The sequence below is a fragment of the Kribbella flavida DSM 17836 genome (genome assembly GCF_000024345.1).
Lineage (GTDB): Bacteria > Actinomycetota > Actinomycetes > Propionibacteriales > Kribbellaceae > Kribbella > Kribbella flavida.
Genome location: NC_013729.1, coordinates 1,201,176 through 1,214,024, shown reverse-complemented (window position 1 = coordinate 1,214,024; position 12,849 = coordinate 1,201,176). Strand labels below are relative to the sequence as shown.

16 protein-coding genes are annotated in these 12,849 nt (G+C 70.8%); 6 read left to right on the top strand and 10 right to left on the bottom strand.

Features of this window, described 5'->3' with window-relative positions:
* Positions 1 to 24: 24 nt before the first annotated feature.
* Positions 25 to 321 (bottom strand): ANTAR domain-containing protein, encoded by a 297-nt coding sequence (locus KFLA_RS05655; RefSeq protein WP_012918807.1) that lies wholly within the window; start codon positions 319 to 321, stop codon positions 25 to 27.
* 206 nt (positions 322 to 527) lie between these two features.
* Between KFLA_RS05655 and KFLA_RS05650 the strand changes: the two genes are divergently transcribed.
* The 4 genes from KFLA_RS05650 to KFLA_RS05635 are packed head-to-tail and all read left to right on the top strand — an operon-like array spanning position 528 to position 3,475.
* Positions 528 to 1,232 (top strand): GAF and ANTAR domain-containing protein, encoded by a 705-nt coding sequence (locus KFLA_RS05650; RefSeq protein WP_012918806.1) that lies wholly within the window; start codon positions 528 to 530, stop codon positions 1,230 to 1,232.
* A gap of 50 nt (positions 1,233 to 1,282) precedes the next feature.
* Positions 1,283 to 1,987 carry a VOC family protein gene (locus KFLA_RS05645; protein ID WP_041289163.1) on the top strand — a complete coding sequence of 235 codons (705 nt, stop codon included), beginning with the start codon at positions 1,283 to 1,285 and terminating at the stop codon, positions 1,985 to 1,987.
* Positions 1,988 to 2,042: 55 nt separating this feature from the next.
* On the top strand, positions 2,043 to 2,879 hold the full coding sequence (locus KFLA_RS05640; RefSeq protein ID WP_012918804.1) for a metalloregulator ArsR/SmtB family transcription factor: 837 nt from the start codon (positions 2,043 to 2,045) through the stop codon (positions 2,877 to 2,879).
* On the top strand, positions 2,876 to 3,475 hold the full coding sequence (locus tag KFLA_RS05635) for a dihydrofolate reductase family protein (protein ID WP_012918803.1): 600 nt from the start codon (positions 2,876 to 2,878) through the stop codon (positions 3,473 to 3,475). The genes KFLA_RS05640 and KFLA_RS05635 overlap by 4 nt, the downstream gene beginning before the upstream one ends.
* 57 nt (positions 3,476 to 3,532) lie before the next feature.
* On the opposite strand, the gene bdeA is transcribed toward KFLA_RS05635, so the two are convergent.
* From bdeA to KFLA_RS05610, 5 genes are all read right to left on the bottom strand, one after another.
* Positions 3,533 to 4,429: a bis(hydroxyethyl) terephthalate hydrolase gene (gene bdeA / locus KFLA_RS05630; RefSeq protein WP_012918802.1), complete on the bottom strand. Its 897-nt coding sequence runs from the start codon at positions 4,427 to 4,429 to the stop codon at positions 3,533 to 3,535.
* A 100-nt stretch (positions 4,430 to 4,529) separates the two neighbouring features.
* On the bottom strand, positions 4,530 to 5,138 hold the full coding sequence (locus tag KFLA_RS05625; protein WP_049797273.1) for a QsdR family transcriptional regulator: 609 nt from the start codon (positions 5,136 to 5,138) through the stop codon (positions 4,530 to 4,532).
* 44 nt (positions 5,139 to 5,182) lie between these two features.
* Positions 5,183 to 6,169, bottom strand: a complete 987-nt coding sequence (locus tag KFLA_RS05620) for an ABC transporter substrate-binding protein (RefSeq protein WP_012918800.1) — start codon at positions 6,167 to 6,169, stop codon at positions 5,183 to 5,185.
* Positions 6,166 to 6,954 (bottom strand): ABC transporter ATP-binding protein, encoded by a 789-nt coding sequence (locus KFLA_RS05615; protein ID WP_012918799.1) that lies wholly within the window; start codon positions 6,952 to 6,954, stop codon positions 6,166 to 6,168. Before KFLA_RS05615 ends, KFLA_RS05620 begins: the two co-directional genes overlap by 4 nt.
* Positions 6,954 to 8,042: a FecCD family ABC transporter permease gene (locus KFLA_RS05610; protein ID WP_012918798.1), complete on the bottom strand. Its 1,089-nt coding sequence runs from the start codon at positions 8,040 to 8,042 to the stop codon at positions 6,954 to 6,956. Before KFLA_RS05610 ends, KFLA_RS05615 begins: the two co-directional genes overlap by 1 nt.
* 177 nt (positions 8,043 to 8,219) lie before the next feature.
* Between KFLA_RS05610 and KFLA_RS05605 the strand changes: the two genes are divergently transcribed.
* Together KFLA_RS05605 and KFLA_RS35370 are read left to right on the top strand one after the other, a co-directional pair.
* Positions 8,220 to 8,681: a hypothetical protein gene (locus tag KFLA_RS05605; protein ID WP_012918797.1), complete on the top strand. Its 462-nt coding sequence runs from the start codon at positions 8,220 to 8,222 to the stop codon at positions 8,679 to 8,681.
* A gap of 5 nt (positions 8,682 to 8,686) precedes the next feature.
* Positions 8,687 to 9,556 carry a phosphotransferase family protein gene (locus KFLA_RS35370; RefSeq protein WP_012918796.1) on the top strand — a complete coding sequence of 290 codons (870 nt, stop codon included), beginning with the start codon at positions 8,687 to 8,689 and terminating at the stop codon, positions 9,554 to 9,556.
* 9 nt (positions 9,557 to 9,565) lie between these two features.
* On the opposite strand, the gene KFLA_RS05595 is transcribed toward KFLA_RS35370, so the two are convergent.
* The 4 genes from KFLA_RS05595 to KFLA_RS05580 all read right to left on the bottom strand — a co-directional run bounded on the left by KFLA_RS05595 (position 9,566) and on the right by KFLA_RS05580 (position 12,797).
* Positions 9,566 to 10,216: a response regulator gene (locus KFLA_RS05595; protein WP_012918795.1), complete on the bottom strand. Its 651-nt coding sequence runs from the start codon at positions 10,214 to 10,216 to the stop codon at positions 9,566 to 9,568.
* Entirely contained in the window at positions 10,213 to 11,373 is a 1,161-nt protein-coding gene (locus tag KFLA_RS05590) for a sensor histidine kinase (protein WP_049797271.1), read from the bottom strand. The genes KFLA_RS05595 and KFLA_RS05590 overlap by 4 nt, the downstream gene beginning before the upstream one ends.
* A gap of 103 nt (positions 11,374 to 11,476) precedes the next feature.
* On the bottom strand, positions 11,477 to 12,193 hold the full coding sequence (locus KFLA_RS05585; RefSeq protein ID WP_012918793.1) for a GNAT family N-acetyltransferase: 717 nt from the start codon (positions 12,191 to 12,193) through the stop codon (positions 11,477 to 11,479).
* A 40-nt stretch (positions 12,194 to 12,233) separates the two neighbouring features.
* Positions 12,234 to 12,797, bottom strand: coding sequence for a putative immunity protein (locus tag KFLA_RS05580; RefSeq protein WP_012918792.1), 564 nt, complete (start codon positions 12,795 to 12,797; stop codon positions 12,234 to 12,236).
* Positions 12,798 to 12,849 lie beyond the last annotated feature (52 nt).

Sequence of the window (12,849 nt, the reverse complement as noted above, 5' to 3'; positions counted from 1 at the left end):
GTGCTCGTCGCAACCGCCGGCTGGTCACTCCACCGGGAGAGCGCCAGACTCCGGCAGGTTGCGCAAAGCGTCTTCGAGGAGCCGGGCGACGGCCCGGTCGGAGCAGGTGCGGTCTCCCTGCCAGACCTGATGGATGAAAATGTCCGCCACCTCGTCCGGTGGACAGTCACACTGCCGGGCCCAGCCGTGGACCAGCTCGCCCGCCTGCCGCGCACTCACTCCGAACGACTCCATCAGCACGCCCTTGGCCTGCTCCACCGCTGCCGAGAAGCCGTCGTCCGGCTGGGCGCCGTTCGGCTCGGCGAAATCCGTCTGCACCATGGTCCCGCACCTCACAACGAGAGCTGGCCGCGATCCCGGGCTGGATGTGCAACCCGTACCGCCAGCCCCTCACCAGTACCCCTCGGAAACCGCCGACATTCCCGGCCGTGGGGCGGAGGCAGGCGAGCAACGGTGTGTCATGATTGAGATCGTTCACTCCGGCAGCGTGGGTGCGCTGGTAACGCGCGCCCATCTGGAGCCGAAGTGTGACGACGTTTCACCCTGGCACCGCCCATGCGGCGGACACCTTCGCCCGGCTGGCGATGGAGCTCTACGACGCGCCCACGGTGAACGAGACCGTCGAAGCGGTCGTGCAGTTCGCCCTGCAAGCCGCCAACTGCACGCATGCGGGGGTCGCTCTCGCTGTCCGTGGCGGCCGGGCCGAGATCGCCGCGGTGACCGACCCCGCGGTGCACTCGCTCTACCAGCTGCAGATCGAGCACGGCGCCGGCCCGTTGTTCGCCGCGCTGACCGGCCGGACCGTCGTCAACATCCCGGACGTGAGCGCCGAGAAGCGCTGGCCGCAGTGGCGCGCGCGGGCGAGTGCGGTCGGGATCTGCAGCGTGCTGCACGTGCCGATGGCGGCTCGCTCCCAGGCGATCGGCGTACTGTCGCTCTACAACCGCCGGCCGCACGCGTTCACCGTCGACGACGAGGCGATCGCGCATATCCTGGCCCGGCACGCCTCGGTCGCCGTCGCCTCCGCGCGGCACGACCAGAGCATGGCCCAGGCGGTCGACGCGCGAAAGCTGGTCGGCCAGGCGATGGGCATCCTGATGGAGCGGTTCGACCTCGACGGCGACCGCGCCTTCGCGATCCTGAAGCGCTACTCCCAGGACACCAACACCAAGCTGCGGGACGTCGCCCAGCACCTGGTCGACACCCGAGCCCTGCCGACCCACCGGCAGTAGTCCGCGGATCGCGGAAGCCGAACGTCCGGGAGCTGTCCTACCGTCCGAGCATGGACATGTTGACGGGCAAGCAGATCGCCGAGGCCGGACTGAGCGACTGGCGGAGGCTGGCACAGGGACTGCACGCGCGGTACGTCGTCGGCAGCTTCGGCGCCGGCGTACGGTTCGCTGCGGCGGTGGGTGAAGCCGGGGAGGCGCTGGGTCACCAGCCCCGGGCGACGATCGGCGGCGGGCACGTCGACCTCAAGCTGGTCAGCGACGACGCCGTGTACCGCGACGACAACGGTGTCGAGCACTTGGTGCACTGGGTGACCCAGAAGGACGTCGACCTCGCGCGGCGCATCACCGAGATCGCTGCCGCGCAGGACGCCAAGGCCGATCCGGCCTCGATCACCGCGATCGAACTCGCGCTGGACACGGCCCAGGCGGCCACGATCGCGCCGGTGTGGGCCGCCCTGCTGACCGGCAGCACCGATGCCCGCGGGCGCGGGACCGTCGGCGACGACGTGCGCGACGTCTCGGGGCAGGTGCCGACCTTGTGGTTCCAGGGGACCGACGAGCACGCGACGCCGCGCCAGCGGTTCCACCTCGACGTCTGGGTGCCGCCGGAGGTCGCCGAGCAGCGGATCGCGGCCGCCGTGGCCGCCGGCGGAGTGGTCGTCGACGACAGCGAGGCGCCGTCGTTCACGGTGATCGCGGACCAGGACGGCAACAAGGCCTGCGTCTGTACGTCGCTGTCCCGCGACGGCGGCTGATCCCGCCCGAATTATTCGTTGACAAGAATATTCTTTGTGATGAATACTGAACGGCATGGACGACCTCCTTGCCGCACTGGCTGATCCCGCGCGCTGGCGGCTGGTGAGCCTGCTGGCCGAGCGACCCCGCTCGGTCGGCGTGCTCGCCCAGCTCGCGCAGGCCCGGCAGCCGCAGACCACGAAGCACCTGCAAACGCTCGAGCGCGCCGGCCTCGTCACCTCCCAGCGCACCGGCCAGCGCCGGATCTACGCGCTGCGGCCCGGTCCCCTGCGCGACCTGGCGACCGCGCTCACTGAGCTCGCCGACACCGCGGACCAGACCGGCGGCCCGCGGGCGACGTACGACCGGTACGGAATGGCGCTCGACGCCGAGCGGCTGGCGGCGGAGAAGCCTGGATGGGCCGACGGCCGGGTGTTCAGGTTCCACCGATCGTTGACCGGGCGGCCCGACGTCGTCTGGCGCCACCTCACCGAGGCCGACCTGCTGGCCCGATGGTGGACCTCCGACGACCTCCGCGTGTCCGAGCTCGTTCTGGAGGCGCGGCCGGGTGGCCGCTTCGTCCTGGAGTACCGCGACGCCGAGGACGACGGCTCGGACGTCGTCGCCGGCCGCGCCGAAGGAGTCGTCGACGACGTGACCGACGGCGAGCGCTTCGCGTACCGGCTCTCCCCGCTGCTGCCCGACGGCAGCGTCGCGTTCACCGCCCACGTCGACCTCACCCTCCGGCCGACCGACGCCGGCACGGACGTCGACGTGCTCTACCGCATCACCGACAGCACCGTCGACTCCGCAGACTTCGTCGCCGGCATCGAGATCGGCTTCGGCCAGAGCCTCGACCGGCTGGCGACGACGATCGCCACCACCACCACCCACACCAGGAGCACGCCATGACCGACTCGACCGCCCGCAAGGTGACCGCCAACCTCTCCCTCAGCCTCGACGGCCACTACAACGGCCCCGGCGGAGCGAACGACTTCGGCGCCTTCATGCCGTACGTGTCCACCGATCTCGCCCGCGACCACATGACCAGCCTGTGGGAGAACGCGACGACCGCCGTCCTGAGCCGGGGCAACGCCGAGGGCTTCTGGGGCTACTGGGCGCCGCTCGCCGCCGACGAGAACGCCGACCCCCGCGACCGCGGCTACGCGCACTGGCTGACCACCACCGAGAAGGTCGTCTTCTCCACCACGCTGACCGAGGCCCCGTGGGAGCGCACCCGCCTGGTCAACGCCCCCGCCGCGGACGTCGTCGCCGAGCTCAGGACCACCGGCACCGGCGACATCCTGGTCAACAGCAGTCCCAGCATCATCAAGCCCCTGCTGGCCGCGGACCTGGTCGACCGTCTCTACCTGATGATCTTCCCCGAGATCACCGGCGGCGGCGGACGCCTCTTCGACGACGGCCTGCCCGCGTCGACCTGGACCCTCACCGACCAGCAAACCGGCAAACTCGGCGAACTCGCCCTCGTCTACGACCGCTCCCGTTGATCCCCGACGACAAAACCTGCCCACCCCCGACGGAGGGGTGAGCAGGTCCTCGGGACGTCAGCTGCTGGGGCAGGTGTCGCGGTACTCCGAGATGGCGCGGTCGCCGGTCGGAGCCGGGCAGAGGAACTGCTCGTAGCGGGTGTCGTCGTCGACGAACCGCTTGAGCCAGGAAATGCTGTACTTCGCGATCGTCGTGTTCGACGTGTTGGGGGCGAAGTGCGAGGCGCCGGCGAGTTCGAGGTACGCCTTGTCCGGAGTGCTGGGAAGGCTGTTGTAGAAGGGCTCGGCGTGGGTGGTGACGGACGCCACCGAGTCGTTCTGCGCGCCGACGATCAGGGTCGGCACCCGGTTGCCGGACCAGTTCTTGGTCGTGTTCCACGGCGTCAGCGGGATCGCCGCCTGCAGGGCCGGCCGGTCCTTGGACGCCTCGAGGCTGCCGCCGCCGCCCATCGAGTGGCCCATCACGCCCAGCCGGGAGGCGTCGATCCGGGTCCGGACCGAGCTGCGCTGGGTGAGGTAGTCCAGGGCCGCGAGCAACTGGTCGCCCCGGCTGGACGGCTGGTCGTACCGCGACAGGGTGTCGATCGTGAAGACCACGAAGCCCTGCGACGCCAGCCGCGGACCGAGCCAGCTCATGCTCGACTGGGCGGCGGTGTAGCCGGGCGCGATCGCGACGGCGCCGAAGGTGCCCTCGGCGGTGCTGGTCGGGTAGTAGATGGTGCCGCCGCCGAAACCACTGACGACGGCCCGGGAGACGGACTGCTGCGACGTCGCGAACGGGCCACGAGCGGCCTCGATGCTGGAGGTCGTCGGGGCAGGCCCGCGTTCGTACGGGTTCTCGGCCGCTTGCGCTCCCGGCACGACGGCCAGGCCGCCGGCGGTGAGGGCAAACACCGTGGTGACCAGACCTAGCAGCCGCGCGGCCGGTCCTGTTCTGCGCGCATGGTGATTCATCAGACCGCGACTCCTTGCCAGAGGAAGGTCCCGCCCCGTCGCCCTTCGGCAACACCTGGTGAGACATTAGAACCGAATGTCTCACTCGGCAAGCAGTTGCCTACGATTCGTGAGAAGGGCCACGCGCAGCGTCACCGAGCACCAAAGCCCGGTACAGTCTGCCGACCTCGGCCGGACGGGCCGGCCGCCCGGCGATCACGTCGGCGTAGAAGAACGACTCGGCCATCCGGACCAGCGCGTAGGCCAGGTCGTCGATGTCCAGCAGCGGCGTGAAGCCACCCGCCTCGGCGTCCCGCCGCAGCAGCCGGGCATGCGCCTGCCGTACGCCGGGGTGCACCGTGCCGAACGGATCGGTCAGCACCCGGATCGCGAGCAGCGGTTCCTCGTCGAGCAGCCGCCGTACGCCGGTGTTGGTGGCGGCGCGGATCCCGTACCACTCCAGCTGCTTCAGGCACCGCAGTTCGCCCTCGGGGGTGTGCAGCGCATCGCCGTACTGCTCGGCCCAGCGTCGCTCGCACAGGTCCAGGGACCGGTCGGACAACCAGGCGAGCGCGAGCCCGAGCAGCTGCTCGCGGTTGCCGACCCGGCGGAACAACGTTGCCCGCGACAACCCGAGCTCCGCGGCCACCCCGTTCAGCTCCACGCGCTGACCGTCCGCGATCTGTTCCGCCGCGTGACGAACGATCCGCTCCGCCGAAACCACCACCACGTCCGCAGTCTAGGGCGTGTCGATCACCACGCCCTAGGCGGCGGTCAGCGGCCGATGGAGCGGAGGTACTCGGCGAGCTTCTCGGCGGCGTCGGCGTTGCGGGGACCGCTGACCAGTTCCCCGATGCTCAGCACGAGGAAGCGGTTGTCGCGGACCGCCGGCACGGTCCGCAGCGCCGGCTGCTTCTTGAGGAAGGCGATCTTGGCGGCGGCGGGCTGGTCGGCGTAGTCGACGACAACGATCACCTCGGGGCGCCGGCCGGTGACCGCCTCCCAGCCGACCGAGGTCCAGTCCTGGTCGAGGTCGGCCATCACGTTGACGCCGCCGGCCGCACTGATCACGTCGTTCGGCGCGGCGTACCGGCCGGCGGTGTACGGGCTGTCGGTGCCGGAGTCGTACACGAAGACCCGAGCCCCAGGACCGCTCGGCGCCGTACTCCGGACAGCCTCGAACCGGCGACGCAGCCCGGCGACCAGCCGGTCCGAGCGGTCCTGGACGCCGAAGATGCGGCCGAGATTGCCGAGGTCGGCGTAGAGCGCCTCCAGCGGTGGCATCGCGACGGGAGCCGGGCCGTAGCCGAAGCACGTCTCGGTGTGCACGTAGCTGTTGATGCCGAGCCGGCCGAGCAGCTGCGGGGTGATCCCCCGGTCGTCGGAGAACCCGGCACCCCACCCCGCCAGGACCCAGTCGGCCTTGGCGTTCACCACGATCTCCCGGGTGATCCGGGCATCGCCGAGACGCTCGACCTTGCGGTAGTCGCCCTTCCACGGCGAGTCGCTCAGCGCCGGATCGAAGATCTTGTTGACGACGTAGCCGCGCATCCGGTCGGCCAGGCCCAGCGCGAACATCTTCTCCGTGCCGCTGACGTCGTACGCGACCGGCCGCTGCGGGACGGCGTACGTCTGCTCCTGCCCGCAGTTCTTCACGGTGACCGTCGATCCGGCCGGTTGATCGGTTCCTTCGACGGTGGCCCCGCAGGCCACCGTGAGGGTGAGGACGGGCAGCAGGCCGAGAACGCGGCGGGCGATCATGAGTGGGCCTCCGAGATGGTGGGAGCGAGATCGTGCAGCAGTTGCGGTACGCCGGTCGTGGGGTGCGCCACGACCGTCATCGCGACGCCGAACACGTCGCGCAGCAGTTCCGGGGTGAGGACCGTGTCCGGGGTGCCGACGGCAACGATCCGGCCGTTGTCGAGCACGGCCAGCCGGTCGCACACCGCGGCCGCGAGGTTGAGATCGTGCAGAGCGACCAGCACAGTCAGCTCGGTCGTCTGCAGGAGGCGCAGCAGCTCGGCCTGATGCCGCAGGTCGAGGTGGTTGGTCGGTTCGTCGAGCACCAGGACGGACGGTTGCTGGGCCAGCGCCCGGGCCAGCGCAACCCGTTGCCGCTCCCCGCCGGACAAGGTCAGCACCGAGCGATCCGCGAGCCGGTCGACGCCCGTCTGCTCCATGGCGGCGCGGCAGATCTCCAGATCGCTCCGACCGAGGGCGCGGTTGCCGCGCAGGTGCGGAGTACGGCCGAGTTGCACGATCTCGGTGACGGTGAAGTCCAGGTCGGTCTGCTGGTCCTGGGTCATCGCGGCGATGTGGCGCGCGCTCTCCCGCAGGCCGATGCCGGCCAGGTCCGCCCCGTCGAGCAGGACGGCTCCGGCGGTCGGCCGCAGCGCCCGGTAGACGCAGCGCAGGGCGGTCGACTTGCCGCTGCCGTTCGGCCCGACCACGCCGACGACCTCGCCGGCCACCGCGGTCAGCTCCAGCCGGTCGACAAGTGCGCGGCCGGCGACCTCGACGGTGACGCCGGTCAGTGCGACCTCCATCAGCGGCCTCCGAACAGGTACCCGCGCCGCTGCAGCAGCACGACGAACACCGGTACGCCGATCAGCGCGGTCACCACCCCGATCGGCAACTCCTGCGGAGCGACCACGGTCCGGCAGGCCACGTCGACCCAGACCATGAACACCGCACCGGCCAACGGCGCGACCACCAGCACACGGCGATGTCCCGCGCCGACCAGCATCCGGGCCAGGTGCGGCAGGACCAGTCCGACGAAACCGATCGCACCGCTCACCGCGACCAAGACCCCGGTGACCACCGCGGTCAGGGCGAACAGCTTGCGGCGAAGGGTTTCGGCCGGCGTACCGAGGCTGGCCGCCGTTTCGTCGCCGAGCGCCAGGACGTCCAGCTGACGGCTCCACCGCCACAGCAGCACCGACCCGGCACCGACCGAAATCGTTGCCAGCGGCAAAGATGCCCAGGTGGCCGACCCCAGACTGCCGAGCAGCCAGAACAGCACCGTGCGCGCCGCCTCGCCCTGCGGGGACAGGAAGACCACCAGACTCATCGCGGCCTGGAAACCGTAGGCCATCGCAACGCCGGTCAGCACGAGCCGCAGCGGACTCAACCCGGCACCGGACCGCGCCGCGGCGTACACGAGCACGGACGCGATCAGCGCGCCGAGAAAGGCGGCGAACGACAACGCGTAGATGCCGAGACCGGCGAACAGCCCGAACACCACGACCGCGCTCGCCCCGACCGACGCCCCCGAGGAGACACCCAGGACGAAGGGATCGGCCAAGGCGTTGCGGACCATCACCTGCACCGCGACCCCGACGCCGGACAATCCCGCCCCGACCACGGCCGCGAGCAGCACCCGCGGCGCGCGGACGTCCCAGATCACCGAGTACGCCGTCACCTCCGAGCCGTCGATCACGCCGCCGGTGAGCCCCGCCCACAGGTATCGCAGCGAGTCCCCGTACGGGACCCGTATCGCGCCGAATCCCATCGCCAGCAGCACGGACACCATCAGGACGACCGACAGCCCGGCCACGATCAGGGCCTGCCGGTCGCCCCGGCCTGGTCCGGTCTCCGCACCGGGAGCGGGCCGAACGGTATCCACTGGTAACACGAGCACTCCTGACGGTTGTTGCCGCATCCTCCAATCGGTCAGTACGAGCGGCTCTGCGGCACAGTTCCCCGGCAGCGTGTCGATCGCCCGATCGGTGGAGAATGTCGCTTTTCGCGGTGCCGGCTGTCGCGTCCGGAGGACTGTGTACGGCGGCCGGCGCGTCTACCGTGCGGAAGCATGAGCTCGAATCCTCAGCAGACCACAGCCCGCACTCTCGGTCTGCCCGTCTGGGCACTGGTCGGCCTCGCCCTGCTCGCGGCGCCTCGGGTGGTGCTGCACGACCTCGGGCTGGCGACCAACGGCCCGCTGGCCGGACTGCTCGCCCTCGGACCGGCGGCGGTCTGGATCGCGGTCGCGGTTCTCGCCCGGCTGCCTCGCCCCTGGGTCTCGCTGCTCGTGGTCGGAGTGTTCTACGGTTGTTTCCTGGCGATCGGGCACAACATCTTCTGGGACGAAGCGTTCGGCGACTCGCCGCCGCGCCTGGGCGGCAACCTCGACGGTGAGCTGTCGCCCGGGACCGAGGAGCTGCTGGCCCGCGGCGCGACCACGATCAGCAGCGTGTTCACCGGCGCCGCTGTCGGGTTGATCTGCGGCCTGGTCGCAACCGTGATCCAGCGCTTCACCACGAGAAGGAGCTGACCTGCATGGCCGCCCCGGCGCAGAGCGAGCAGATGCGCAGGCTCGCCGGCCTGCTCGGGGTGAAGCTCGACCCGTTCAGCACCGGCGGGGAGAGTCTCACCTTCGGCATCACCGGGACGGAGCTGCTGGTCACGATCCCCACCGAGCCCGGCGAACAGGACGTGCAGCGGCAGGCGGAGCTCACCCGGCGCGTCGCCGACCGAATCAGCATTCCCGTGCCGGAGATCGTCCGGGTGGTCGCGGAGGCCGAAGCGGTCGTCGTACGGCGTCTGCCGGGCGTGCCGCTGATCGCCGTACCGACGCCGCAACGTGCAGCGCTCACCCGTTCGGTCGCGCTGGCCGTCGGCACCGTGCTGGCGGAGCTGCACACCTGGGACCGGGACGGCTACGCGGATCTGGCGCCGGTCGACGAGTACTCGCCCGAGGAGTGGCGAGCCGAGACGGCCGAGCTCGTCTCCGACCTGACTCCGCTGCTGACCACCGACCAGCGCGACGACGTACGCCGGTTCCTCGGCCGGCCCGCGCCACGACCGGCCGGACGGCACGTTCTCAGCCACAACGATCTCGGTATCGAGCACATCCTGGTCTCGCCGGACGCGGTGACGGGAGTCATCGACTGGAACGATGCCGCGATCACCGATCCGGCGTACGACTTCGGGCTGCTGCTCCGGGACCTCGGTCCGGAGGCGCTCCGGACCGCGCTCGCCCGCTATGCGCACCAGATCGGCGGCGATCCGGAGCTGCTGGAGCGCGCGAGCTACTACGCTGTCTGCGCGCTGCTGGAAGATCTTGCCTTCGGCCACGAAACCGGGCGGGTGGAGTACGTGGCAAAGAGCCTGCACGGCTGGCGATGGACGTTCCAGGCGGCCGGCTGAGCGCGCCGATCAGTCGACCAGTCCGGCCTTGTGCGCCAGCACCACCAGCTGCGAACGGTCCCGCACTCCCAGCTTCGCGAGCAGCCGGCTGACGTAGGTCCGCGCGGTCTCCGGGCTCAGGAACAGTGCCTGACCGATCTCCTCGTTGGACAGTCCCCGGCCGACGTGCGCGAGGATGTCGAGCTCGCGCGCGGTGAGCCCGGCCAGCGTCTCCTCCTGGACCTTGCGGGACGGCATCCGGCTGATCCGGTGCATCATCAGCTTGGCGACCTTGGGCGCGATCGGCGCCCCTCCGGTCACGGCGGTCCGAATGGCGCCGCGCAGCTCGTCGGCGGCGAGATCCTTGAGCAGGTATCCCGACGCGCCCGCCTGGACGGCGTCCACCACGTCCGCGTCGTGGTCGAAGGTCGTCAGCACCACGACAGGCGTGTCCTTCAGCAGCGGGTCCGCACGGATCGCGGCCGTCGTCTCCACACCGCCCATCACCGGCATCTGCAGGTCCATCAGCACGACGTCCGGCTGGTGCTCACGGGCGAGCGCGAGCGCCTCCCGGCCGTCGCTTGCCTCGCCCACGACCCGAAGGTCGTCGGTGTTGTCGATCAGCAACCGAAGCCCCGCCCGGACCAGGTCCTGGTCGTCCACGACAAGTACTCGGATCATGGCTGGTCCTCTCGGGAGTCCGGGGCTTTGCGCGGCAGCTTCGCCTCGACGTACCAGCCGTCGGCCGCGGCCCGAACGGTGAGCGAGCCCCCGGCGGCTTCGACCCGCTCCCGCATGCCGGCCAGACCGTGCCCCGGCGAGTACGTGGGCGGTCGGGCGGCCTTTCCGTTGTCGCGGACCAGCACGTGCAGCCGGTCCTCGTCGTCGACGCGGAGCCGTACGCCGAGGTGGTCGGCGTCGGCGTGCCGGAGCGTGTTCGTGACCGCCTCCTGGACGACCCGGAAGGCGGCTGCCTCGATGTCCGGCGAGGCACTCGCTCCGTCCGCCAGGTCGAACTCCACGGTGTACCCGGCGGCCCGCGGTGCCCTGAGCAACTGCGGCAGCTGGTCGAGGCTCGCGGCGGGGGCCGCCGCCGGAGCCGAGGAACGCAGCAGCGCGACGGTCGACCGCAGCTGGGTCATCGCTTCGCTGGTCGACTGCCGGACCAGGTGCAGCGCCTGCGACCGCGCCTCGGCGTTCGGAGCCTCCCGCGCCACGTTCGTGTGCAGGGACGCGACCGCCAGCGCGTGGCCGATCGAGTCGTGCAACTCCCGCGCCAGGCGAAGCCGTTCCTCCCGGGCCCGTGCCTCGGCGCTGAGCAGAGTCTGGTGCTCGGTGAGCCGCGCCACCTGGTCGGTCTTCTCCCGCAGCGCCCGGTGCGCGCGGACGCTGGAGCCGAGCGCGACGACCGAGGCGATCAACGCTGTGTGCCCGACCAGCTCGTACCCGACGACGTACCCCACCGGCTGCCCGATCAGGAGGCGGAACGTGGTCGACACCGCCAGCACCAGCACCGACGTCAGGATCGCCGCGCGCAGGTACCCGGCCTCCGTCGCGGAGTACACGGCCGCCGCGATCGGCACCGCGACCCCGATCGCGGGGAATCCCGCGGTGTAGTAGGTGAAGTAGCCGAGCGCGGTCAGCAGCAGCACGGCCAGCGGCATCGTCCGCCGGACCACCATCAACAGCCCCAACCCGGCCGCCCACAGGTACGCCAGCGGATCGACCGGCCCCGAACTGCCCTGACCGGCCGACACCGCGATCGAGATCACCACCGTGACCCCGACAGCCAGCAGCACGTCCGCCGCCCGCGGCGTCATCCGGAACGAGTCGATCACCTCCCGATCGTACGAGCGCCACCCCGCCCCGGCGTACGCCCTCAGGCAACCCCACCCTCTCCTGAAAGCGACCACCGGCGGCACCACCCGCTGGCTCCAGTCCTCACCGCACCGTCCACAACCATCCGAGCGGCTGCAGACCCAGCTTGGCGGCGACTGACTGGGACGCGACGTTGTCCCGGCTGGTGCTGTAAAAGACGACCTCGCGACGCAGACGTTCGAGCTTCCACCAGGCGACGGCCACTGCCGCGGCGAGTCCGGCCCCTCGATGGTCCATCCGGGTCCACACACCGGCTTCAGCGCTGGCCGGCGTGGCGGTGGGCGTGTGGCAGATCGAGACCGGCTCCAGACCGTCCACGGCCATCGCCCAGGATCCGAGCTCTCCGCTGATCAGCTGTCGCCACTCACCGACCTCCCAGTTGTCCGGGCGAACAAATCGCTGTGCGGCCACAACACCGGCGTCGTCGGACACGACGATCGGCAAGCTGCTCTGCGGAGCGTCGGCGGTAGCAGGAAACACGTAGCAGGGACCGCCGTCCACGGTGAGCGCTGACGGAAACGCTGCGCTGTTGAGCAACTGGTTCTTCACCTGGGTCACCACAGCCGGTTCACTGTCCGGTGAGAAGCTGCCGATGAGGGCAACGTCGACCACCGCGGCGGCCGCCGCGCTCAGAGCGAGTACTCGGGCGTTCGGCGACCAGCCGAAGACCGCGGCGACGTCCGATGTCGCGAGGCGCGGCCAACCTGCCGGGCGCGGACGGACCAACCCGAAGATCGTGTCGATCTCCAGCTCCAGTAGGCGCTCGTCGTCACTCGTCACGGTCTGAGAGTACGAGCCCGCACCTCAGGGTCGAGCATTCTCAACGGCCGGCGGCGGGTGGTTCGCGCAGCGATGCGTCCAGGATGCGCAACAGCTCCCCGGCGCGCCCGCCGCCGGGAGGTGCGGCCGGGTAGCGGGACAGGACGTCGGTGACGACGGCGCCGGCGAGGGTCCGGGCCGTCTCGACGTACGCGGTGCCGACGGCGTGGTCGTCGCCGGCGTCCAGTTCCAGCGCCCGGGCGGTGTGGGCCGCGGAGCCCAGGATGTGCAGGACCTGGGTGGCCTTCGCCAGCGGATGCAGGTACGCCGATGCGCCTGCGTGACCGGCGGCGCGAGCCGCATCAGCCGCGGCAGCACGTCCTGCCTCGCGGGCCGACTTCGCTGCCCGGTGCGCCGCCAGCGCGGTCACCCGGAGCGCCTTCGTCCGGCTGCCTCCGGCGACGAACGTGCGGGCTTCGTCGAGCACCGCGCGGGGGCGCGGATCGTCAGGACAGTCACGCTCGAAGACGACCAGGGCCGGCTCCGCGCAGGCGACGGCGTACGCGGTGATCTCGCGCAGCTCCGGCAGGCTGAGCTCGATCGTCAGAACTTCGGGAGTCTCCATGGGCTTCAACGGTATCGTTGAAGCCCGGAGTTGAAACTTGCTCACGGCATCC

Excerpts from the sequence above, each read along its gene's own strand:
- KFLA_RS05615 (WP_012918799.1), bottom strand. The coding sequence starts at position 6,954 with ATGGAGGTCGCACTGACCGGCGTCACCGTCGAGGTCGCCGGCCGCGCA.
- KFLA_RS05655 (WP_012918807.1), bottom strand. The coding sequence starts at position 321 with ATGGTGCAGACGGATTTCGCCGAGCCGAACGGCGCCCAGCCGGACGAC.
- KFLA_RS05620 (WP_012918800.1), bottom strand. The coding sequence starts at position 6,169 with ATGATCGCCCGCCGCGTTCTCGGCCTGCTGCCCGTCCTCACCCTCACG.
- KFLA_RS05645 (WP_041289163.1), top strand. The coding sequence starts at position 1,283 with ATGGACATGTTGACGGGCAAGCAGATCGCCGAGGCCGGACTGAGCGAC.
- KFLA_RS05580 (WP_012918792.1), bottom strand. The coding sequence starts at position 12,797 with ATGGAGACTCCCGAAGTTCTGACGATCGAGCTCAGCCTGCCGGAGCTG.
- KFLA_RS05605 (WP_012918797.1), top strand. The coding sequence starts at position 8,220 with ATGAGCTCGAATCCTCAGCAGACCACAGCCCGCACTCTCGGTCTGCCC.
- KFLA_RS05595 (WP_012918795.1), bottom strand. The coding sequence starts at position 10,216 with ATGATCCGAGTACTTGTCGTGGACGACCAGGACCTGGTCCGGGCGGGG.
- KFLA_RS35370 (WP_012918796.1), top strand. The coding sequence starts at position 8,687 with ATGGCCGCCCCGGCGCAGAGCGAGCAGATGCGCAGGCTCGCCGGCCTG.
- KFLA_RS05635 (WP_012918803.1), top strand. The coding sequence starts at position 2,876 with ATGACCGACTCGACCGCCCGCAAGGTGACCGCCAACCTCTCCCTCAGC.
- KFLA_RS05640 (WP_012918804.1), top strand. The coding sequence starts at position 2,043 with ATGGACGACCTCCTTGCCGCACTGGCTGATCCCGCGCGCTGGCGGCTG.
- bdeA (WP_012918802.1), bottom strand. The coding sequence starts at position 4,429 with ATGAATCACCATGCGCGCAGAACAGGACCGGCCGCGCGGCTGCTAGGT.